General features: G+C 60.6%; 20 protein-coding genes. 5 read left to right on the top strand and 15 right to left on the bottom strand.

What is annotated here, in order from left to right:
- From CBB63_RS08070 to CBB63_RS08085, 4 genes are all read right to left on the bottom strand, one after another.
- Positions 1-748 (bottom strand): ATP-binding protein (locus CBB63_RS08070; protein WP_502695892.1); only part of this gene is annotated, 748 nt, incomplete at its 3' end.
- A gap of 41 nt (positions 749-789) precedes the next feature.
- Positions 790-1,674, bottom strand: a complete 885-nt coding sequence (gene tatC, locus CBB63_RS08075; RefSeq protein ID WP_286698784.1) for a twin-arginine translocase subunit TatC — start codon at positions 1,672-1,674, stop codon at positions 790-792.
- Positions 1,671-2,324, bottom strand: a complete 654-nt coding sequence (tatB, locus tag CBB63_RS08080) for a Sec-independent protein translocase protein TatB (protein ID WP_286698785.1) — start codon at positions 2,322-2,324, stop codon at positions 1,671-1,673. Before tatB ends, tatC begins: the two co-directional genes overlap by 4 nt.
- A gap of 6 nt (positions 2,325-2,330) precedes the next feature.
- Complete coding sequence (locus CBB63_RS08085; RefSeq protein ID WP_005853930.1) at positions 2,331-2,567, bottom strand: twin-arginine translocase TatA/TatE family subunit; 237 nt, start codon at positions 2,565-2,567, stop codon at positions 2,331-2,333.
- 219 nt (positions 2,568-2,786) lie between these two features.
- On the opposite strand from CBB63_RS08085, the gene CBB63_RS08090 reads away from it, so the two are divergent.
- The gene (locus CBB63_RS08090; RefSeq protein ID WP_286698786.1) at positions 2,787-3,440 is read left to right on the top strand and encodes a helix-turn-helix transcriptional regulator; all 654 of its coding nucleotides are present in this window, start codon (positions 2,787-2,789) and stop codon (positions 3,438-3,440) included.
- Between the two features lie 49 nt (positions 3,441-3,489).
- Here CBB63_RS08090 and CBB63_RS08095 read toward each other — a convergent pair whose 3' ends face one another.
- The 3 genes from CBB63_RS08095 to CBB63_RS08105 all read right to left on the bottom strand — a co-directional run bounded on the left by CBB63_RS08095 (position 3,490) and on the right by CBB63_RS08105 (position 6,928).
- Positions 3,490-4,584, bottom strand: a complete 1,095-nt coding sequence (locus CBB63_RS08095; RefSeq protein ID WP_174226629.1) for an ABC transporter ATP-binding protein — start codon at positions 4,582-4,584, stop codon at positions 3,490-3,492.
- Between the two features lie 52 nt (positions 4,585-4,636).
- Positions 4,637-5,995, bottom strand: a complete 1,359-nt coding sequence (locus tag CBB63_RS08100; RefSeq protein ID WP_286698787.1) for an SLC5/6 family protein — start codon at positions 5,993-5,995, stop codon at positions 4,637-4,639.
- 153 nt (positions 5,996-6,148) lie between these two features.
- A complete protein-coding gene (locus CBB63_RS08105; RefSeq protein ID WP_286698788.1) occupies positions 6,149-6,928 on the bottom strand; it encodes an SDR family oxidoreductase in 780 nt (259 codons plus the stop codon).
- Between the two features lie 183 nt (positions 6,929-7,111).
- Between CBB63_RS08105 and CBB63_RS08110 the strand changes: the two genes are divergently transcribed.
- On the top strand, positions 7,112-8,125 hold the full coding sequence (locus tag CBB63_RS08110) for a Hint domain-containing protein (RefSeq protein ID WP_286698789.1): 1,014 nt from the start codon (positions 7,112-7,114) through the stop codon (positions 8,123-8,125).
- Here the strand turns inward: CBB63_RS08110 and CBB63_RS08115 are convergent, their stop codons facing one another.
- Positions 8,126-8,518 (bottom strand): SnoaL-like domain-containing protein, encoded by a 393-nt coding sequence (locus CBB63_RS08115; RefSeq protein WP_502695891.1) that lies wholly within the window; start codon positions 8,516-8,518, stop codon positions 8,126-8,128.
- A 97-nt stretch (positions 8,519-8,615) separates the two neighbouring features.
- Between CBB63_RS08115 and CBB63_RS08120 the strand changes: the two genes are divergently transcribed.
- The 3 genes from CBB63_RS08120 (at position 8,616) to CBB63_RS08130 (ending at position 12,979) form a co-directional block, all read left to right on the top strand.
- Positions 8,616-10,235 carry a peptide chain release factor 3 gene (locus CBB63_RS08120; protein WP_286698791.1) on the top strand — a complete coding sequence of 540 codons (1,620 nt, stop codon included), beginning with the start codon at positions 8,616-8,618 and terminating at the stop codon, positions 10,233-10,235.
- A gap of 42 nt (positions 10,236-10,277) precedes the next feature.
- Complete coding sequence (locus CBB63_RS08125) at positions 10,278-11,222, top strand: glycosyltransferase family 2 protein (protein WP_286698792.1); 945 nt, start codon at positions 10,278-10,280, stop codon at positions 11,220-11,222.
- A gap of 137 nt (positions 11,223-11,359) precedes the next feature.
- The gene (locus CBB63_RS08130; protein ID WP_286698793.1) at positions 11,360-12,979 is read left to right on the top strand and encodes a DEAD/DEAH box helicase; all 1,620 of its coding nucleotides are present in this window, start codon (positions 11,360-11,362) and stop codon (positions 12,977-12,979) included.
- Between the two features lie 172 nt (positions 12,980-13,151).
- Here CBB63_RS08130 and CBB63_RS08135 read toward each other — a convergent pair whose 3' ends face one another.
- From CBB63_RS08135 to nuoK, 7 genes are all read right to left on the bottom strand, one after another.
- Entirely contained in the window at positions 13,152-14,819 is a 1,668-nt protein-coding gene (locus CBB63_RS08135; protein WP_286698794.1) for a ribonuclease J, read from the bottom strand.
- 4 nt (positions 14,820-14,823) lie between these two features.
- Positions 14,824-15,597, bottom strand: a complete 774-nt coding sequence (locus CBB63_RS08140; RefSeq protein WP_286698795.1) for a type III pantothenate kinase — start codon at positions 15,595-15,597, stop codon at positions 14,824-14,826.
- 21 nt (positions 15,598-15,618) lie between these two features.
- The gene (locus tag CBB63_RS08145; RefSeq protein ID WP_502695893.1) at positions 15,619-16,401 is read right to left on the bottom strand and encodes a biotin--[acetyl-CoA-carboxylase] ligase; all 783 of its coding nucleotides are present in this window, start codon (positions 16,399-16,401) and stop codon (positions 15,619-15,621) included.
- A gap of 16 nt (positions 16,402-16,417) precedes the next feature.
- Positions 16,418-17,863 (bottom strand): NADH-quinone oxidoreductase subunit NuoN, encoded by a 1,446-nt coding sequence (gene nuoN, locus CBB63_RS08150; protein WP_005853955.1) that lies wholly within the window; start codon positions 17,861-17,863, stop codon positions 16,418-16,420.
- Positions 17,864-17,874: 11 nt separating this feature from the next.
- Positions 17,875-19,431, bottom strand: coding sequence for an NADH-quinone oxidoreductase subunit M (locus tag CBB63_RS08155; protein ID WP_286698797.1), 1,557 nt, complete (start codon positions 19,429-19,431; stop codon positions 17,875-17,877).
- On the bottom strand, positions 19,431-21,542 hold the full coding sequence (nuoL, locus tag CBB63_RS08160; protein WP_286698798.1) for an NADH-quinone oxidoreductase subunit L: 2,112 nt from the start codon (positions 21,540-21,542) through the stop codon (positions 19,431-19,433). The genes CBB63_RS08155 and nuoL overlap by 1 nt, the downstream gene beginning before the upstream one ends.
- A 4-nt stretch (positions 21,543-21,546) precedes the next feature.
- Positions 21,547-21,852 (bottom strand): NADH-quinone oxidoreductase subunit NuoK, encoded by a 306-nt coding sequence (gene nuoK / locus CBB63_RS08165; protein ID WP_005853964.1) that lies wholly within the window; start codon positions 21,850-21,852, stop codon positions 21,547-21,549.
- Between the last annotated feature and the right edge of the window lie 70 nt (positions 21,853-21,922).

Consider the following 21,922-nt stretch of genomic DNA (forward strand, 5'->3'; position numbering starts at 1 on the left):
ACGCCACACGACCCGACCGCGCCCCGCGGCTCGCTTGCCATTCGATCGCCTCGGCGTGCAGCGTCTTGGCGTCAATCTCGACCCCGTAAGCCTCGCAATAGCCGCGGATCATATCCAGATACTGTTTCTGGTCGCAGGGATGGAAGCCCAGCCACAGCCCGAACCGATCCGACAGCGATACTTTCTCTTCCACCGCCTCGGCAGGGTTGATGGCAGAGCCACGTTCGTTCTCGATCATGTCACGGGGCATCAGATGCCGCCGGTTCGACGTAGCATAAAGCACGACATTCTCTGGCCGCCCCTCGATCCCGCCATCCAGCACCGCCTTCAGCGACTTGTAATGCGCGTCGTCATGACCAAAGCTCAGATCATCGCAATACAGGATAAACCGTTGTCGCGCACCGCGCAGCAGGCTCAGCAGACGGCCTACCGATGGCAGGTCTTCACGTTGCAGTTCCACGATGCGCAGACGGTCGTGCGTTTCGCGGACATGGGCGTGCACGGCTTTCACAAGGCTCGACTTGCCCATCCCGCGCGCGCCCCACAGCAGGGCGTTGTTGGCGGGCAGACCAGCGGCGAATTGCATCGTGTTGGCCAGCAANGTGTCGCGCGCACGATCCACCCCNACCAGCAGCGACAGATCAACCTTGCTGACCGTTTCGACCGGTGCCAGATGGTCCGGCCCTGTCTGCCAGACAAAGGCCCCCGCTACATCAAAATCCGGGGTTTTCAGCGGCGGAGGAGACATCCTCTCCAACGCCGCTGCAATACGGTCCATCGGGTCACGGTTCACTTCAGGTCGTCCTCATCCTCTTCGAACTCTGCGAGGATCGGGTCATCATANTCGTCGTCATAATACCCGTCTGCGCGCAGCTGCTCTTCTCGTTTGCGTTCAACCCGCCCTACAAGAAAGATAGAGATTTCGTAAAGCCCGTAGACCACAACAAACAGGATCCCTTGGGTGATCACATCCGGCGGCGTNACAAGTGCGGCCAGCACCAGAATACCAACCACCGCATATTTGCGCACGTTGCCAAGCCCTTCGGCGCTGACCAGTCCGGCCTTACCCATCAGGGTCAGCAATACGGGCAGCTGAAAGCACAGGCCAAAGGCCACGATGAACTTGATCGTCAGGCTCAGATATTCNTGAGCCGACCCCTGGAACGCGATGGCCGCGATCCCGCCTGCGTTATCCGTCCCCTCGCCGACAAGCGTNCCCGCCTGCTGGAACCCAAGGAAGAAATCGAAAGCCAGCGGTGTCACGACATAAAAGGCAAAGGACGCGCCCAAAAAGAACATCAGCGGGCTCGAGATCAGGAAGGGCAGAAACGCGCCCTTCTCGTTCTTGTAAAGCCCCGGTGCCACGAAGCGCCACAGNTGGTAGCTGATATAGGGGAAGCCCANNACCAGCCCGCCCAGCAAAGAGATAGAGATGGCGACGAAAAAGCCCTCTTGCAGCTTGATNAGGATCAACCCNCAGTCTTCCTGCCCNCGCTCGGCCATAGCCGAACACAAAGGGTTCGTCAGGAAGTTAAAGATCGGATTCCAAACGGTAAAACAGATCACCATGCCGATGATAAAGGCGATCACCGAATGGATCAGCCGCGTGCGCAGCTCGGCCAGATGCTCGATCAGCGGGGCGGCGCTGTCGTCAATATCGTCTGATGCACTCATGTGTCACTCTTTTTGGCCGCTGGCGCTTTGGGCGCGGCTTTCTTGGCNGCAGGTTTCGCTGCNGCAGGTTTCTTGGCGGCAGGCTTCTTGGCGGCAGGCTTCTTCGCAGGTGTGGCTTTGGCTGGCGCTTTGGCGGCAGCTGCCTTCTTGGCTGGCGCTTTCTTGGCAGGAGCTTTCGCCGCCGGCTTCTCGATCTGCGGCGCGGCGGCGGGTGTCGCCAGTTTGGCCTCTGCGGCATCGGCCTGTGCCAGCGCTTCGGCAGCTTCACGCTGTTTGCGCTCGGCACCGGCACGGGCGGTGGCGGCCTGGATCTTCTTGACATCCTCGGCCCGCTGCGAGGCCAGTTTGCCCGTCTCGCTTTCGGGGTCGAATTTGGACAGGGATTTGGTCGCTGATTTGACTTCGTCCATCGCCGATCCCAGCGGGTTCGTCGCGGTTTTCAACGTCTTGTTCAAACTGGATGACATCTCGCGCATGCCCGTGTCATCGGCGGCATCATTCATCGCATTGCTGAACTCGCGCGCCATCCCCTTGGCCTTGCCCACAAACTGGCCGACCTTGCGAAACAGCACGGGCAGGTCCTTGGGACCCACCACAATCAGCGCGACAACGCCAACGACCAACAGCTCTGACCACCCCATATCAAACATGAGAGCTTACACCCGGTCCTTATCGGTCTTCGTGTCGGTGACAACAACGGTGTCATCGCTCAGCTCGGCGGTGTCCTTGTCGCCGTTTTTCACGTCATCTTCGCCTTCGCTGATGCCTTTCTTAAAGCTGGTGATGCCCTTGCCGACTTCGCCCATCAGGCTGGAAATCTTGCCGCGCCCGAACAGGACCAGCACCACAACGGCAATCAGCAAAAGACCCGGAAGGCCGATATTGTTCAACATAGTCTCAACTCCATAATCCGAATATGTGGCAGGGGGACTGCCCCCGCCGGTAAACTCTGTCTCTTTTTAGGCCCCTGCTCTGGCAGCTTGAAGGGCCAAAGCGTTTCCCCCGCCGCGCGGCCCCGCAAAATTTTCGCCCTNCGACGACCGCCCCAACACTCCTGACAGTTTTTTGGCAGTTGCCTTGCACCCTGCCCGCCTGCGTGGCACAGATAGACCATGCGCCGCAGCGACCGATTGTTTTCCCTGCTCTCCCTCTTGGGCGACCACCAGCTTCACCGGGCCGAGGATATGGCGCAGGCGGCGGGCGTGTCCTTGCGCACGCTCTACCGCGACATCGCGCGTCTGCAGGCGTCGGGCGTTGCGATCACCGGCACCCGTGGCGCAGGCTACCGGCTGACACCGGCGACGGTGCTGCCGCCTCTATCCCTCTCCCCCGATGAGATAGAGGCGTTGCAACTCGCCCTCGCCGTTGTGCTTGAAACAACTGACCCCGACCTACAGGCCGCCGCGACCTCTCTGGCGCAAAAGATCGACGCGGCCTTGCCCGAAACCGCACAGCCCGCAACGCAGGACTGGCAGCGCATCGAACACCCTTTCGCCAATGCCGCGCGGGGGATGGGGCATCTGCCCGTGCTGCGCGCCGCAATCCGCGCGCGCCAGAAACTCAGGATCGTCTACAACGCCGACGATGGCTCACTCGATACGCTGGTGCTCCACCCCCACGCGCTCAACCATGCCGCGCGCAGTTGGACCCTGTCGGGTTGGGATGAAACCAAAGGGCAAAACACGACCCTGCGGCTTGACCTGATCGAGGCGACACACCCGCTGCCCGCGCTATTCACCGCGCCGCCCGCCTTCCAAATGGATTAAATCCTCGCCGAAGGCATCCCGCGGTGCCACAGGGGCAGCCGCCAGCGGTCTACCCTGCCGCATGCACCGGAAAGACAAAACAACGATCGCGGCGCACGGTCAGCCACATGACGGCCCCGGGCTGCGGCAAAAAGACATTGGGCACGGTGGCACGCAGGGTGCTGCCGTCATGGTCCATGACAAATTCCACGAGACTCTCATTCCCCATGAAACGCGCACGCGCAACAACGGCGCGGGCTGCGGTGCCATCGGTCGAGGTTGGCAACGGCCCCTTGCCCGCTCGGTCAAAGTCGATGCGCAAATGCTGGGGGCGGAACACGATATCTACCTGCGTCCCGTCCGGCACGCCGGGGGCCAGAAACCGGCCAAAGACAGTATGCGCCAGCGCCCCAGACACCTCGGCCCGCAACACATTCGCGTCCGAGAAAAACGCCACCGACGCGCGGTCGACGGGACGGGTGTACACGTTATAGGGGGCCCCCTGCTGCACGATCTTGCCATCGCGCATCAGGGCGATCTCGTCCGCCATGCGCATGGCTTCCTCGGGCTCGTGGGTGACCAGCAAAACGGCGGTGCCTTCCTCTTTCAGGATGCCCAAAGTCTCGTCCCGGATGTCATCGCGCAGGCGGTTATCAAGCCCCGAGAAGGGCTCGTCCATCAGCATGATCTTGGGCCGCGGGGCCAAGGCACGCGCCAGCGCCACGCGCTGTTGTTCGCCCCCCGACAGTTGATGCGGATAGCCGTCGATAAATCGCAGCAGGTCCACACGTTCAAGCAGTTCCTCGATACGGGCGCGGCGTTCGGCCTTGGTNCCGGTTTTCAGGCCAAAGCCCACGTTGTCGGCCACGCTAAGATGCGGAAACAGCGCGAAATCCTGAAACATCAACCCGATCTCGCGCCGTTCGGGGGGCACGCGGAAAACCGTGTCACAGATCAGCTTGCCGTCGACATGGATCGTACCGCTGTCCTGCATCTCGACGCCGGCGATCATCCGCAGGGTGGTCGACTTGCCACAGCCCGATGGCCCCAGAAGGCAAGTCACCTGCCCCGGCATGATCTTCAGGCTGACATCATCCACGACGGCCCGCCCGCCATAGGCGCGCTGCAGGTTCTTGATTTCCAGTCTCGGGTGCACGTCAGTCATTTCAGTCATGGGCGCGGTCTAATCCGATCAATTCGCTCGGGATCGACCGCTATCAGCCCCGCCGCGCGCCCGCAAGCACCGCCGCGAAGCCTGCGACCAGAACGACCACACAAATCACCAAAAGCTGTTCGTATTTATGCCCCTCTGGCAGCACCGCGGCAAAGGCGGGCCACGCACGGGCAATATAGGCAAAGGCCCCTATCATCGCCGCCCCGAAGGCTACCAGATAGGCCCATAGGGCGATCTGCCGCTGCATCACCAGCCCGACCACCAGCACCGGCGTCAGGAACATCGACGCAGTACCCGACACGGCCACCGCATCGAACAGCGTCGCATTGCCCCAGAGCGTCAGCACCGTGCCCGCAGCCATAAAGCCCAGCATCACGATCCGCCCGCCGTTCAGGCTACGCGGTGCGAGCTTCAGCTCTTCAACCACCAGACGCGCGGCAGACGAGAGCGCGGAATCCAGCGTGCTCAGCGCCGAGACCAGCAGCGAAATCATCAGCGCGACAAACACCCACGCAGGAAACATCGTGGCCCAGGTGCCGATCAGCTCCCCCTCGTAGGCCGCACCGACAAGGCTCGCCTGAATGCCGAAGAACCCGAAGCCGATGATACACAGGGTCGAGATCCAGAAGGCATGCAGAAAGGACCGGCGCGTCACCTCCGGGTCGGCGATAAACCCGCGGTCCATCATCACCGGATCATGCGCGGGGTAGGAAAACACCTGCAACAGCGCCACGGCCAGCAAGACCCAGCCGTTATAGGCCCCTGCTGTCCCCGGTGCTGTGACAACCGCACCCAGATCAAAGCCGGGCGACACGACCAACGCCACAAAGGCAACGCCGAAAACCACAAGGAACACGACCATCTGCACCACATCAGTGCGCAGCGCAGCGCTCAGCCCGCCCCAAGCGGAATAGCCCAGCCCCACGAGCGCCACGATCAGGATCGCAGGCGTGCCGCTACCCGCCAGCACGGCGTTAAAGATCAGCCCCACCACCAGCAGATTGGCAAACACCTCGGACAAGAGCCGCAGCGCGATGACCAGATTATAGCAGGCATTGCCCGCCCCGCCAAAGCGCGCGCCCAGCCAATCCTGCACCGACAGGGCTCCGTTCTGGCGCAGACGCCCGACGATAAAGCCCCCGGTCAGGAAAGACCCATAATAGGCCGCATAGGCCAGCGTGCCCGCGATGCCGTAGTAATATCCCAGGATCGCCGCGTTCATCAGGCTGCGCGCGAAAATCCATGTGGTGACCTGGCTGAGCACCAGCGTCCAAAGCCCCGGCGCACCGCCTTGGGCCGTCATCCCGCCAAAGAATCCCTCGACCGAGGCGCGGCGCGGTGCGGCCAGCAGACTTGCGGCGATGATGGCACCGAAGAGGACAAATAGAACAATGGGGGACATCCGGGAATACCTTTGAAAGGGACAGCAACGTCCATGGGTAGCCTAGCAAAAACCGCCGCGCTATCTGTTGCGCGGCGGTCTGTCGTAAACGTGATGAAATATGTCAGACGGGCGCGCGCTCCGCGCGGACATCGCAGCGCCCGGCCCTCGCCCTTACATCGTGATATTGGTCGCCCCGCCGTCCAGCAGCAAGTTCTGCCCGACGATAAATCCCGCGTGTTGCGAGCACAGGAAAGCACAGGCCGCGCCGAATTCATGCCGCGTGCCATAGCGCCCTGCGGGAATCGTCGATGCGCGCTCGGTGCGGGCCTCTTCCAGCGTGATGCCCTTTTGTTTGACGACGCCGCCATCCAGTGCATCGGCGCGGTCGGTGGCGTGGATGCCGGGCAGCAGGTTGTTGATCGTGACACCCTTGCCCGCGACCTGACGCGAGGTGCCCGCGACATAGCCGGTCAGACCGGTACGNGCCGAGTTGCTNAGCCCCAGAACGCCGATTGGCGCNCGCACGGATTGCGAGGTGATGTTGACGACGCGGCCCCAGCCACGGTCCATCATCGCGGGCACCAGCGCCTTGATCATNGCNATGGGGGCCAGCATGTTCGCATCGAGCGCCTTGATGAAATCCTCGCGGTCCCAATCGCTCCACATGCCGGGGGGTGGGCCGCCTGCGTTATTGACCANAATGTCGATCTGGCCCGCGGCCTCCAGCACCAGCTTCTGGCCTTCNTCCGTGGCGATATCGGCGGCGATGGTGGTGACCTCGACGCCATAGTCCTGACGGATGCGTTCGGCGGCTGTTTCCAGATCAGCGGCACCGCGTGCGTTCATCACCAGATCCACACCCGCTTCGGCCAGCGCCTCTGCGCAGCCCAGGCCGAGGCCCTTTGACGATGCGCAAACCAATGCGCGTTTTCCCTTGATTCCCAGATCCATAGCGATCTCTCCCGGTTAGTGTTCGCGCAAGTCGTAGCACTGTCNTNGCGGACAATGCCAGCAAAAGGCCAAAGGCTTGACCCGAATGGGACACAATCCTATGGCAAGGACACAAGAACCACCNGCAGTTGTGTGACTGCCGNCCCCGATATCATTCANCTTTCGCGCGCAAAGGCCCGCCCCATGACCTCGCCCCGCCCTTCCCCTCCGCAAAGCGTCCCNGTCTTTCGTGCGACGCAATTCACGGCGACGGATGGTGCGAATATGGGCGACNCGCTGTCTTTTGCCTCGGAACTGCTGCTGGATGATGTGTACGAGCTGTCCTACGGGGCGGAACCAGTGCGCCTGTCGATCCAGACGGCACCGGATGGCAGCCTGTCGATCGCGCCCGATACGCAAACCGGCACCAGCGGGGCCGCCCTGCATCTGGATTGCGCCCTGACCTTCATGTCNCCTGACGGGCAGATCAACGATGCGATCCTGCTGGTCGAAGTGGCCGATGANGNCCATGCCGAAGCGATCTATCTCATCCCGCTCAGCGCGCTGTCGTCGAAAGTGGAATACCGGCTGGTTGGCATCGACACCGAGACGATGCGCCAGAAGTTCGCGCAAGTGGCNTGTGTGTCCTTCACCCGCGGCACGCATATCACCATGGCCACCGGTGAGCAGCGCCCGATCGANGANCTCTGCGTCGGNGACAAGGTCCTGACCCGCGATGACGGCGTGCAGGCGATCCGCTGGATCGGNCAAAGCACCGTGCGCGCGGTNGGCGAATTCGCCCCGATCTGCATCNACGCGGGCACATTGAACAACGACAATGACCTGATCGTCAGCCCCGATCACCGCCTGTTCATCTACCAGCGCGAAGACCGTCTGGGNGCCGGCCGGTCAGAGCTGCTGGTCAAGGTCCGCCATCTGGTCAACGGCGATACGGTACGGGTGCAGGACGGCGGCTTTGTCGACTATTTCCAACTGCTGTTTGACGGNCACCAGATCATCTATGCCGAAGGCATCGCGGCGGAATCCATGCTGATCGACAGCCGCACCAAAGGCGTGCTGCCGCAAGAGCTGTCGGACGCCATGGGCGATGTCATCCCCGGCCATTCCGACCTGCCCCANGCGGGGCTNGATGTGTCNGAACCNCTGCTGGANCGCCCCGACGCGGCAGAACTGCTGCGCCGCGCCAGCATGCGCTGATCAGCCAAAGAATTCCTCGCGCACGATCTTGCCATTGGCCACGTGGTAGATGGCGACCTCTTTCATCTCCATCTCGGTGCCGCTGTCTTTTTCGCGCGCCGCAACATCAAAGATGACGGCAAAACGGTCATCGCCGTGGANCATCGGGTCGCTGACATTCTGACGCGTCACCTCCATCGCGCTGTCCCACCACGCATGCTTGCCCTTGATGCCCTCAAGGCCCTGCGTCTCGCGCCCGTTTCCGTGGTCCATCCCTTCAACCGACACGGCGTCCTGCGCATAAAGCCGATCAAGGTTCGCCACCTCGTGGCCCTCGCGGCAGCCTTTTACCAACGCATCTGCGATCTCTTTCAATTCCATTGTCACACCCCCTCTTGTTTCATCTGCCCCCATGATACCGCAGTTTCGCGCCTACCCCCAAGGAAATGCCAGCACGCGCCTGATCCAAGCAGACTTGCGCGTGTGTTCGGGCGTGGATATATGCCAANCCATGTTGGATACCCCCTCAAACCGCCCCGCTTTGCCTGCCGAAATCGCTCGGCGTCGCACCTTTGCGATCATTTCCCACCCCGATGCGGGGAAAACCACGCTGACAGAGAAATTNNTGCTGTTCGGCGGGGCGATCCAGATGGCCGGTCAGGTCCGCGCCAAGGGCGAGGCGCGNCGCACNCGNTCNGACTTTATGGCGATGGAAAAGGATCGCGGCATCTCTGTCTCGGCTTCGGCCATGTCATTCGATTTCATGAACAAGGGCACGAATTTCCGCTTTAACCTCGTGGATACGCCCGGCCACTCTGACTTTTCCGAAGATACCTACCGCACGCTGACCGCCGTTGACGCGGCCGTAATGGTGATTGACGGCGCGAAGGGCGTGGAAAGCCAGACGCAAAAGCTGTTCGAGGTCTGCCGCATGCGCGACCTGCCGATCCTGACATTCTGTAACAAGATGGACCGCGAAAGCCGCGACGTTTTCGAGATCATCGACGAAATTCAGGAAAACCTTGCCATTGATGTGACCCCTGCAAGCTGGCCCATCGGCGTGGGCCGCGACTTTATCGGCTGCTACGACATCCTGCGCGACCGGCTTGAACTGATGGACCGTGCGGACCGGAACAAGGTCGCTGAGAGCATTGCGATTGAAGGGTTGGATGACCCGAAGCTGGCCGAACACGTGCCCGCCGCCCTGCTAGAGAAGCTGCGCGAAGACCTTGAAATGGTGCGCGAGCTGATGCCGCCGCTGGATGCCGAACTGATGGCCGAAGGGTCGCTGACACCGATCTGGTTCGGCTCTGCGATCAACAGCTTTGGCGTCAAGGAACTGATGGACGGGATCGCCACCTACGGCCCCGAGCCGCAGATTCAATCGGCAGAGCCAAGACAGATTTTACCTGAAGAACCAAAGGTTTCCGGCTTTGTCTTCAAGGTTCAGGCGAACATGGACCCCAAGCACCGCGACCGCGTGGCCTTTGTCCGTCTGGCGTCGGGCCATTTTACCCGTGGCATGAAGCTGACCCATGTGCGGTCCAAGAAAACCATGTCTGTTACCAACCCCGTGATGTTCCTTGCCGCCGACCGCGAACTGGCAGAGGAAGCATGGGCCGGTGACATCATCGGCATTCCCAACCACGGGCAACTGCGCATCGGTGACACCCTGACCGAGGGCGAGGCGATCCGCGTCAGTGGCATCCCGTCCTTCGCGCCAGAGCTTTTGCAGGGCGTGCGCGCGGGCGATCCGATGAAATCGAAACACCTTGAAAAAGCGCTGATGCAATTCGCCGAAGAAGGTGCGGCGAAGGTCTTTAAACCCGCCATCGGCTCGGGCTTTGTTGTGGGCGTCGTCGGGCAGCTACAGTTCGAAGTGCTCGCCAGCCGGATCGAACTGGAATACGGGCTGCCGGTGCGGTTCGAACAATCGCAGTTCACCTCGGCTCGATGGGTGAACGGTGACCGACAAGCCGTTGATAAGTTTACAGAAGCCAACAAACAACATATCGCCCATGACCACGATGGCGACATCGTTTACCTGACGCGGCTGCAATGGGATATCGACCGTGTGGACCGCGATTACCCCGATGTGCGCCTGACCGCGACCAAGGAAATGATGGTCTGACTTGGGCTTGCCAGCCCGACCGACGCACCGCAAACTGGCCCCATGACTGATGTGACATGGGGCATCGCCTCTACCATTCTGGCACCGACGCGCGACATATTGCAGTTCGCCGCCTATCATCTGGCGGCGGGCGCGCAGCGGCTTTACATCTATCTGGATGCGCCCAACGACGAGGCCTTTGCCCATCTGGACGCCCATCCCAAGATCCGTGTCATCACCTGCGACGCGCGCTATTGGAAGCAGCGCAAACGTGACCGACCAGTCGCCCACCAGCAACGCCAGACGGCAAATGCGACCCATGCCTACAACCGCCGCCGCGAGGTGGACTGGCTGATCCACATGGATGCGGACGAGTATCTGGTCGCAGGCCGCCCGATCGCTGACATTCTGGCCGATATCCCGCAAGCTGCGCCCGCCACCCGCATCCGCCCGATGGAGCAGCTTTCAGGCGATCCGACGGCGTTCAAGGGGTTCATCCCCGCCGGCCCCGACCGCGCGCGCATTGTGGCAGAGCTTTATCCGACCTATGGCGCTTATTTGAAGGGCGGGTTTCTCAGCCATCTTGCGGGCAAGGTATTTGTCCGCACGGGGCTGCCGAATATGCATCTGCGCATCCACAACGTCTTTCAAAAAGGCGAGATGCTGGACTGTCACGACGCCCCGCCCGACATCACGCTGGCCCATGCCCATGCGAAAACATGGGACGACTGGATCGCCGCCTACCGCTACCGCGTGACCAAAGGCAGCTACCGCCCCGAACTGCGCCCCAACCGCCCCTATGATCAGGGCGGCCTATCGCTCAATGACCTTTTCTCGATGATAGAGAGTGAAAGCGGCGAGGACGGGTTGCGCGCGTTTTTCAACGAAGTCTGCGCCGATACGCCGGAATTGCGCAGCCGTCTGCGCGGTCACGGGCTCCTGCGCGAGGTTGATCTGGCGCTGCCCAACCATCTGGCAACACATTTCCCCCGTTTCACAGGGCTTTAGCGCATCCATTTGACGCGACGGGGAGTCTTTGTTAATGGGTGCAGAACATGTCGCGGAGAGCCTCCGCCCCTTGGGCCATGCGGGCCGACATGAATGCTGCCGCGGGCCAAGTGTATGTCCGCTATCATCGGACACACATGACAAAATTTTCTGATCTAAACCTTAATCCTAAAGTCCTGAAAGCCATCAATGAGGCCGGGTATGAAACCCCCACGCCCATTCAGGCCGGCGCGATCCCCCCTGCCCTTGAAGGCAAGGACGTCTTGGGAATCGCCCAAACAGGCACCGGCAAAACTGCCAGCTTTACCCTGCCCATGATCACTCTGCTTGCCCGTGGCCGCGCCCGCGCCCGGATGCCGCGCAGTCTGGTGCTGTGCCCCACGCGGGAACTGGCNGCNCAGGTNGCCGANAACTTCGACACCTATACCAAGCACCTGAAACTGACCAANGCGNTGCTGATCGGCGGNGTGTCNTTCGGNGAGCAGGACAAGCTGATCGACAAGGGCGTTGACGTTTTGATCGCCACGCCCGGCCGTCTGATCGACCACTTTGAGCGCGGCAAGCTGATCTTGTCCGACGTGAAGATCATGGTCGTGGACGAGGCCGACCGGATGCTGGATATGGGGTTCATCCCCGATATCGAACGCATCTTCCAGATGACGCCCTTTACCCGTCAGACGCTGTTCTTCTCGGCCACGATGGCCCCCGAGATCGAGCGGATTACGAACACCTTCCTCTCTGCGCCCGAGCGTATCGAAGTGGCCCGTCAGGCCACCACGAGCGAGAATATCGAGCAAGGCGTGCTGATGTTCAAAGCCTCACGCAAGGACCGCGAAGCGACGGAAAAACGCAAAGTGCTGCGCGCGTTGATCGACGCCGAAGGCGACAAATGCACAAACGCGATCATCTTCTGCAANCGCAAGATGGATGTGGATACGGTCGCTAAGTCGTTGAANAAATACGGCTATGACGCGGCTCCGATCCACGGGGATCTTGATCAAAGCCAGCGGACCAAAACACTGGAAGGGTTCCGCAACGGCGATCTGCGCTTCCTTGTTGCCTCTGACGTGGCGGCGCGCGGTCTTGATGTGCCGTCGGTCAGCCACGTGTATAACTACGACGTGCCNTCCCATGCCGAGGATTACGTGCACCGGATCGGCCGCACGGGTCGCGCGGGACGTGATGGCAAGGCGATCATGATCTGCGTCCCGCGGGACGAAAANAACCTCGAAGACGTTGAACGTCTGGTACAGCGCGAGATCCCGCGCCTCGACAACCCCTTGGGCGGTTCGGAGGCAAAAGCGGCCCCNGCGGCAGNGGCCAAGACAGCCGACGCCCCCGCTGCGAAATCCGATGAGGCGGCCAAATCTGANAAGCCCAAACGCACCCGCACNCGCAGCCGTAAAAAGCCTGATGCGGCTAAGGTTGACGCTGAACAGACAGAGACGGCGCAGGCNGACAGCCCCAANGCTGACAAACCCGATGCCAAAGCGGACGCCAANTCTNANGCAAAGCCGCANGACAAAAAGTCGNACAAACCAGCCAAGGAGTCCGCAGACAAGGCCCCTGCCCAAAAGGCAGANGCCGCTCAGGANGACAAACCCAACAACCGTCGCGGTGGCCGTGGCGGGCGCGGTGATAACAACCGCAATGACAACAACCGTCAGCAGAACAACCGCAACGACAACCGCGTCGTCGGTCTGGGCGATCACACGCCCGAGTTCATCGGCCTGAGCTTTGCCGAGCGTCGCGAATAACCCCNCGCACCACTGACAGAAACGATTAAAGGCGCAGAGCATCCTCTGCGCCTTTTNCTTTGTCNGTTACCGCTTTGCCTTNCAGCAGNNCCGACGCGCCACACCCTGCCCCCACAAACGCAAAACGCCGCGCAGNGGGCTGCGCGGCGTTTCNATTNAGCNTGAGANCGTTTTAGCTCAGGCGGCTGACCACGATGGTAACCTCGGGCTTTTTGCCGATCTCATCGTTGGCGGACTGACGCACNGTGCGCTTCAACCCATCGTGCAGCTTGTCGTCGTCGCGCAGGGTCTTGGCATTAGCACGGCCAAGGAACTGGGNCAGATCGGCTTCCAGCACNTCAACCAGCGACGTCTTGGACCGACCTTGCTCTGGCAGACCCATGGCATCGACCCAAGGATCGCCCAAAGCTTCGTCATTCTCGTCCAGGATGACGGTCACGGTGACGTGGCCGTTCAACGCCATGCGGATACGGTCGCGCACAACGCCNTCCATCGCGCCNATNTGNGTNGANCCNTCNAGNTANGTCCGCCCGCTGTCNACATATTCNACGACCTTGGGCTCGTTGCCCGACAGNTCGATCATCATGCCGTTNACGGCCAGAACACCCTTCATCCCCTTGGCGTTGGCGATTTTGGTGTGCTCGCGCAGGTGGCGGTGCTCACCATGCATCGGGATCAGAATCTGCGGCTTGACCACGTCATGCAGCGTTTCCAGATCGGGACGGTTGGCGTGGCCNGANACGTGATACAGACCCGAGCTGTCGTCGACGATATCAACGCCCATCTCGGAGAATGCGTTGATCACCTTGATCACGCCACGNTCGTTGCCNGGAATGGTTTTGGAGGAGAACAGGAACATGTCCCCTTCCTTCATTTCCAGCCCCATGTATTTNCCGCGNGCCAGCTGTGCCGACGCCGCACGGCGCTCCCCCTGCGAGCCTGTCACCAGCAGCATCAGGTTCTCGCGCGGGATACCGCGGGCTTCTTCCGGGCTNACGACCGGGGGGAAGTCCTTCATCACGCCGGTTTCAAGCGAGGCTTCGACCATGCGTTTCATCGCGCGTCCCAGCAGCACAACCGACCGCCCTGCCCGTTCGCCCGCATCCGCCAGCGTCTTCACACGCGCGACGTTAGAGGCGAAGGTCGTCGCGACGACCATACCCTGCGCCGTGCCAAGCAGTTTTTCAATCTCTGGCCCGACGGTCGCTTCGGACCGGCCTGCATGCTGCGAGAAGACGTTGGTACTGTCACAGATCAGCGCCTTAACGCCGTCNTTGGACACGTCGGCCCAAAGTTCGGGGTCGTAGGGTTCACCNACACCGGGTGTCATGTCGATCTTGAAGTCGCCCGAGTGGATCAGCCGATCGCCGGCCACGTCGATCACNAGCGACGACGATTCAGGGATNGAGTGGGACATGGGCAGGAAGCCCACTTTGAACGGCCCTACGGTCGTTTGCTGCGGCCAAGGGGCCACGGTGGTCACCGCATCGTCGGGGTGGCCGTATTCGTCCATCTTGCGCTTGGCGATATTGGCGGTGAATTTCCGCGTATAGATCGGCGCGCGCAGGCGGTCATAGGTATGGGCCACGGCACCGATATGGTCTTCGTGGGCGTGGGTGATGAAAATCGCCTCGATCTGGTCGCGGCGNTCTTCAAGCCAGGCGATATCGGGGATGATCAGATCCACGCCGGGGCTTGTGTCCATGTCGGGGAAGGCCACGCCAAGGTCGACAACAATCAGCCGCTCCTTACCGGGTTTCCCGTATCCATAAACATAGGCATTCATGCCAATTTCACCTGCCCCACCGAGGGGCAGATAGATCAATCTTTCGCTGCTCATATGACTAAGCGGTATCCTTGTTATAGTTATAAATCACGGTCAGGCCGTGCATCGTCAAATCATCTTGGTATGCATCAAACAGATCGACTGTCTGTTGAAAGAGCGGGGCNAGCCCGCCTGTGGCAATCACGCGCATTTCGCGGCCGCGCTCAGCCTTTATTCGGGCACATATCTCACGGACGAGGCCAACATAACCCCAAAAAATGCCCGATTGTATGCAAGAGACGGTATTTGTACCAATCACCGCCTGTGGTTTCGAGATGTCTACATGAGGTAAGGCCGCNGCGGCGTTATGCAATGCCTCAAGGCTCAGGTTTACACCGGGGGCAATCACCCCGCCGATATAGGCCCCGTCCGTATCGACCACATCAAAGGTCGTCGCCGTGCCGAAATCGACAATGATCAGATCACCGCCATAAAGATCATGNCCCGCCACCGTGTTGACCAGTCGGTCAGGCCCCACGGCGGTGCCTTCGTCAACGCGGACATCCACCGGCAGCAGGCAATCGGGTTTGCCCACCACAATGGGCCGCGTGTCAAAATAGCGGTCCGCCAGAACGCGCAGGTTGAACACCACCCGCGGCACGGTCGAGCTGATGATGACATCGGTGATNTCTGCCTCGACGCCCTGAAACTTCATCAAGGTGCTGAGCCAGACGTAATATTGGTCAGAGGTNCGCTGCCATTCGGTAGAGGTCCGCCACGTCCCGAGGAACCGCGCCCCGTCCCAGATCGAAAAGACTGTATTGGTGTTTCCGCAGTCAATCGCCAACAGCATGGCACATCCCTCCGCTCGCGCTTAGAAAAATACATCCGCCGCAGTGATGGGCACACGGCCTTTAGGGGTGCGCAGGATCAGGTTGCCTTGCGCGTCCACGTCTTCGAACACACCACGGGTTTCGTCCTTCATGGTGCGCGCGANGATCTCTTCGCCCAAACGCGCGGCATGGGACAACCACGCGGTACGGATGGGGGCAAAACCATAGGTCTGGAACTGGGTTTCCAGCTGCGCGTATTCCGCCGCCAGCGCATCCAGAAAGACCTCGGGCGGGACNACCTTGCCAGTCTCTGCCACGACGGAAACGGGGCGCAGGGCCCCTGCCTCGACCTGATCGGCACCGGGCGCNTGGGCAAGGTTCACCCCGATNCCGATGGCCAGAAAATCACCGATGCTTTCCAGCAGGATGCCCGCNACCTTACCGCCNTTCAGCAGCACGTCGTTNNGCCACTTNAGNGTNAAGGCCCCCTCGTCCCGCGTGGTGGCGACAAAGGCNCGGCGCANGGCAAGCGANGCGACAAAGCTGCGCAGCGCCGCGGTCGAGGGGCTTTCGGACCGGCGCATCATCAGCGTCGCAGCAAANTTGCCCCGTGGCGTGGCCCAGGACCGNCCGCGCCGACCGCGTGCGGCGGTCTGCTCCTGCGCGAGGATCCATGTGGACCCNGTNAGCTCGCTCGCTTGGCGTGCCGCCTCGCTCAGCGTGGAATCGACGCTATCGAAAACCTGCCGCCCATAGCCATCGGGCCAAGACGCGTTTTGCGCCTTGGCCCCCGTTGCTCCCCCGGTGGAAGCGCCATTGTTCACCGATGTCACCGGCAGATCAGTTGATCAGCGTCGCCGCTGCAGAGATCGCAGCAGTTTCGACGCCAAACATGTTCAGGATACCCACGACCATGATCACGGCAGAGGCAACAACGAACCCCGACAGCAGGCTGCTTTTGCCTTCGTCCAGACGGTCATCGCCTTCGGCACCGAAATACATCAGGAAAACGATACGCAGGTAATAATAGGCACCGATGGCCGAGGCGACGGCGCTGGCAACAACCAGCCAGACCAGCCCCGCATCCACACCCGCCTGCCAGACACCCAGCTTGGCGAAGAAGCCCAGCATCGGCGGCACACCCGCAAGCGAGAACAGCAGCACCAGCATCGCCAGCGCCTTACCCGGCGCGCGTTTGGAATACATGTTCAACGCCGAGATATCGGTGACCGGCTGGCCGTCTTTCTCCATCCCGAGGATGAAGGCAAAGGTGCCGATGTTCATGGTCACGTAGATCGCCAGATAGACCAGCATGGATTTGACACCCAGTTCAGTCCCGGCGGCAAGGCCGATCAGCGCATAGCCCATGTGGGCGATCGAGGAATAGGCCATCAGGCGTTTGATGTTGGTCTGACCAATCGCGGCGACGGCACCAAGGAACATGGACAGGACCGACAGCAGCGCGACGATCTGGCTCCAGTCGGCGACAGCATTGCCAAAGGCGTCATGCAGCACGCGGGCAAACAGCGCCATCGCGGCAACCTTGGGGGCTGTGGCGAAGAAAGCTGTAACCGGCGTCGGTGCGCCCTCGTAGACATCGGGCGTCCACATGTGGAACGGCACGGCCGAAACCTTGAACGCCAGACCAGAGACGACAAAGACGATCCCGAACAACAGGCCAATCGATGTCTGCCCTGCGCTCGCAAGGCTCATGACGCCCGCGAATTGCGTGGTGCCGGCGTAGCCATAGACCAGCGACACACCGTAGAGCAGCAGACCAGAGGACAAAGCGCCCAGTACGAAATACTTCAGACCCGCTTCGGTCGATTTCACGCTGTCACGACGCAGAGAGGCGACGACATAAAGCGCCAGCGATTGCAGCTCGAGGCCCATGTAAAGGGTCATCAGGTCGCCCGCGCTGACCATCATCATCATGCCGACGACGCTCAGCGCGATCAGCACCGGATATTCAAACCGCAGCAGCCCGCGCTTTTTCATATATGCTTCGGACATCGCCAGCACCGCCGCCGCGCTGAGCAGCATGGTGACTTTGGCAAAACGGGCAAAGCTGTCTTCGACGAACAGACCGTTAAAGGCGATGCGCGTGGTGCCACCGCTGGTCATACCGATCCAGATCGCCAGCAGCGTCATCACGATTGCCGTGGCCCAGACGATCACCCCCGCGGCGGCGTCCTTGTTGGTGTAAACCGCCCCAAGCAGTGCCAGGATCGCGAAAAGCGCCAGCAGGATTTCGGGCAGGATGACATTCAGATCAGCGGAAATCATCGCGCGGTCCTTTATTCTGAGGCCGTCTGGACAGCGGCACCTGCCGCCTCCAGGGCCGTATCATAGCTATCAACTAGGGCGGCAACCGATGGCCCGATCATGTCGAGCACCAGCGCCGGGTAGACACCCAACAGCAACGTCATTGCCACCAGCGGGGCAAAGATCCAGCGTTCGCGGCGCGACATGTCNGTGATGGTGCGCAGGCTTTCCTTGATCAGATCGCCCATCACCACGCGNCGATAGAGCCACAGCGCATAGGCCGCCGAGAAGATCACCCCGGAGGTGGCTACCGCCGCGACCCAGGTGTTCACCTGGAACGTACCCATCAGCGTCAGGAATTCCCCGACAAAGCCCGATGTCCCCGGCAGACCGACGTTGGCCATGGTGAAGAACATGAACACCAGCGCATAGGCAGGCATCCGGTTCACCAGACCGCCATAGGCGTCAATCTCGCGGGTGTGCATCCGGTCATAGATCACGCCGACACAGAGGAACAACGCAGCCGAGATGAAGCCGTGGCTGATCATCTGGAAGATCGCNCCATCCAGNCCCTGNTGGTTNAAGGTAAAGATACCCATGGTCACGAAACCCATATGCGCNACCGAGGAATAGGCGATCAGCTTTTTCATGTCTTCCTGCACCAGCGCCACCAGCGAGGTATAGACAATCGCNATCGCCGACATCCACAGCACCAGCGGGGCCATCACNTCTGCCCCCACNGGGAACATCGGCACCGAGAAGCGCANGAAGCCGTAGCCGCCCATTTTCAGCAGGATCGCCGCCAGCACCACGGAACCGGCTGTCGGCGCCTGAACGTGCGCGTCCGGCAACCATGTGTGCACCGGCCACATCGGCATTTTCACCGCGAAGCTGGCAAAGAACGCCANGAACATCATGGTCTGCANCCCGCCGACCACGGTGATCCCCGCAATCGAGAAGCTGTCGGAGGCAAAGGTATGGGTCAGNAAGCTGACCTCGCATCCGCCAATACANGTCGTGCCGGCATCCGCGTACATCATCACCATCGCCACCAGCATCAGGACGGACCCGAGGAAGGTATAGAGGAAGAACTTGAACGAAGCGTAAATGCGGTTCGCCCCGCCCCAGATGCCGATGATCAGGAACATCGGGATCAGACCTGCTTCGAAGAAGAGGTAGAAGAGCACCAGATCCAGCGCCATGAACACGCCNAGCATCANCGTTTCCAGCAGCAGGAAGGCGATCATATATTCCTTGACCCGCGTCTCTACGTTCCAGCTGGCGGCAATGACCAGTGGCATCATAAAGGTGGTCAGCATCACGAAGAGGATCGAAATCCCGTCAACGCCCAGGCGATATTTCAGGCCCATCAGCCACTGCGCCTCGTCGACGAACTGGAACCCGGTGTTGGACGGGTCGAAGTCGAACAGGATGAACAGCGAGATCAGGAAGGTGACCGTCGTCGTGATCAGTGCGAGCCACTTTGCATTGCGCCCCGCTGCGGCGTCATCGCCCCGCAGGAACACAGCCAGAATAAGCGCCGCAAAGCTGGGCATGAAGGTAATGATGGAAAGCAAGTGATGATCCATTAGTGTGCCCCCCCGCTCATCGTCATCCAGGTCACAAGGACCGCGATGCCGATCACCATGGCAAAGGCGTAGGTAAAGATATAGCCGGACTGCGCGCGCCCTGCCAGTCGGGTGAGGAACGGGATGATCCCCATAGCGACACCGTTCAGCGTGCCGTCGATCACATTGCCGTCCCCGCGCTTCCAGAAGAAGCGACCGATNGCCATCGCGGGTTTGACGAAGATCACGTTATANAGCTCGTCGAAATACCACTTGTTCAGCAAGAACAGATAAAGCGGCCGTTGGTTCGCCGCNAGACGCGACGGCAGGGTCGGGTTCCAGATGTAGAACCACANGGCCATCACAAGGCCAAAGACCATCGCGATGAACGGGCTGACCTTGACCCATGCCGGTGCGGCGTGGGCGTCGTCCAGAACGTGGTTGTCCGGTGCGATATACAATGCCCCCTCGCCCGGTGCACCGGCGAAGGCGGGACCGTGGTGACCGGCATCGGCACCNTGGCCGTCTTCAGCGTGGTCACCTGCGTCGGCGTGGCTGTCTTCCGCCCCTTCAACATGGGTTTCACCACCGGCGGCNATCTCGGCCATGGGGATGCCATAGAACTCGCCCACATCCTCGGCGTGGCCAAAGAAGCTGTTGTACCAGATCATACCCGCAAAGATCGCGCCAAGGCTTAGCACGCCAAGCGGCACCAGCATGACCATCGGGCTTTCATGTGCGTGGTCATGGGTATGCTTGTCGCCGCGCGCCTTGCCAAAGAAGGTCAGGAACATCAGGCGCCAGCTGTAGAAGCTTGTCATCGCAGCCGCGATCACCAGCATCCAGAAGCCATACATGGACCCGCCGCCCCAGGCGCTTTCGATGATCGCATCCTTGGACAGGAAGCCCGCGAAGCCGAAATGCGTCAACGGAATACCGACACCGGTAATGGCCAGCGTACCGATCATCATCGCCCAGAAAGTATAGGGGATTTTCTTACGCAGCGCGCCATAGTTACGCATGTCCTGCTCGTGGTGCATCGCGTGGATCACCGACCCCGCCCCCAAGAACAACATCGCCTTGAAGAACGCGTGGGTGAACAGGTGGAACATCGCGGCAGAATACATGCCAACGCCAGCGGCCACGAACATATACCCAAGCTGCGACATGGTCGAATAGGCGATGACGCGTTTGATGTCGTTCTGCACCAGACCGATGGTCGCGGCGACAAAGGCGGTGGTGGCTCCAAGGAAGGTGACGAATGTCATTGCCTCGGGGGCGACCTCCATCAACGGAGACATGCGGCAGACAAGGAAAACACCGGCCGTCACCATCGTCGCGGCGTGGATCAGCGCCGACACAGGCGTCNGGCCTTCCATCGCGTCGGGCAACCATGTGTGCANNAAGAGCTGCGCCGATTTACCCATCGCACCGATGAACAGCAGGATCGCGATCAGGTTCGCGGCATTCCAGTCGGCCCAAAGGAAACCAACGGTNGTTTCCGCCAGTTCGGGTGTTGCGGCGAAGACATCGTCGAACTTGATCGAGTCGGTCAGATAGAACAGGCCAAAGATACCAAGCGCAAAGCCGAAGTCACCGACACGGTTGACCACAAACGCCTTGATCGCCGCCGCATTCGCCGAGGGCTTCTTATAGTAGAAGCCGATCAGCAGATAGGATGCGACNCCCACGCCTTCCCANCCAAAGAACATCTGNACAAGGTTGTCAGATGTCACNAGCATCAGCATCGCGAAGGTGAAGAANGACAGATAGGCGAAGAAACGGGCNCGATAGGGTTCNGCGTCCGAGAAATTCTCGTCATGGGCCATGTAGCCGAAGGAATAGAGATGCACGAGGCTGGAGACCGTGGTGATCACGATCAGCATGATCGCGGTCAGACGGTCGAGACGGATCGCCCAATCGGTCGACAGGCTGCCGCTTTCGATCCAGCGCAGGATCTGGATGTGCTGTGTTTCACCGTCAAACGAAAGGAAGACGATCCAGCTGAGCAGCGCCGCGAGGAACAGTAGACCCGTTGCCACATATTGGCCGGTCTTCTCCCCGATCAGCTTCCAGCCGAAACCACAGATCAATGCACCGACAAGTGGTGCGAAAAGAATGATCGTTTCCATGATCTTAGCCCTTCATCACGTTGACATCTTCAACCGCGATCGTACCCCGATTGCGGAAGAAGCAGACCAGAATGGCCAGCCCGATTGCGGCCTCTGCCGCAGCGACGGTCAGGACGAACAGCGTGAACACCTGCCCCACCAAATCACCCAGATAATAGGAGAAAGCGACAAAGTTGATGTTCACCGCCAAGAGCATAAGCTCGATCGACATCAACATGATGATGATGTTCTTGCGGTTCAGGAATAGCCCGAAAATGCCAATGACAAACAGCGTCGCCGCTACTGTCAGGTAATGTTCAATTCCGATCATGTCGTCCCTCGGTTCTTTTGCCCGTTTCAGGCGTTCTTTAGTTCTTGTCGCGGGATGTTTCCATCCCGAT

Origin of the sequence: Sulfitobacter sp. TMED3, from assembly GCF_002167505.1 — a bacterium.
In the GTDB taxonomy this organism is placed as follows: domain Bacteria; phylum Pseudomonadota; class Alphaproteobacteria; order Rhodobacterales; family Rhodobacteraceae; genus Sulfitobacter; species Sulfitobacter pontiacus.

What these genes read in the sequence shown, in the direction of transcription:
- CBB63_RS08085 (WP_005853930.1), bottom strand. Translation starts at nt 2,567, where the DNA reads ATGTTGAACAATATCGGCCTTCCGGGTCTTTTGCTGATTGCCGTTGTG.
- CBB63_RS08090 (WP_286698786.1), top strand. Translation starts at nt 2,787, where the DNA reads ATGCGCCGCAGCGACCGATTGTTTTCCCTGCTCTCCCTCTTGGGCGAC.
- CBB63_RS08100 (WP_286698787.1), bottom strand. Translation starts at nt 5,995, where the DNA reads ATGTCCCCCATTGTTCTATTTGTCCTCTTCGGTGCCATCATCGCCGCA.
- CBB63_RS08125 (WP_286698792.1), top strand. Translation starts at nt 10,278, where the DNA reads ATGACTGATGTGACATGGGGCATCGCCTCTACCATTCTGGCACCGACG.
- nuoN (WP_005853955.1), bottom strand. Translation starts at nt 17,863, where the DNA reads ATGATTTCCGCTGATCTGAATGTCATCCTGCCCGAAATCCTGCTGGCG.
- nuoK (WP_005853964.1), bottom strand. Translation starts at nt 21,852, where the DNA reads ATGATCGGAATTGAACATTACCTGACAGTAGCGGCGACGCTGTTTGTC.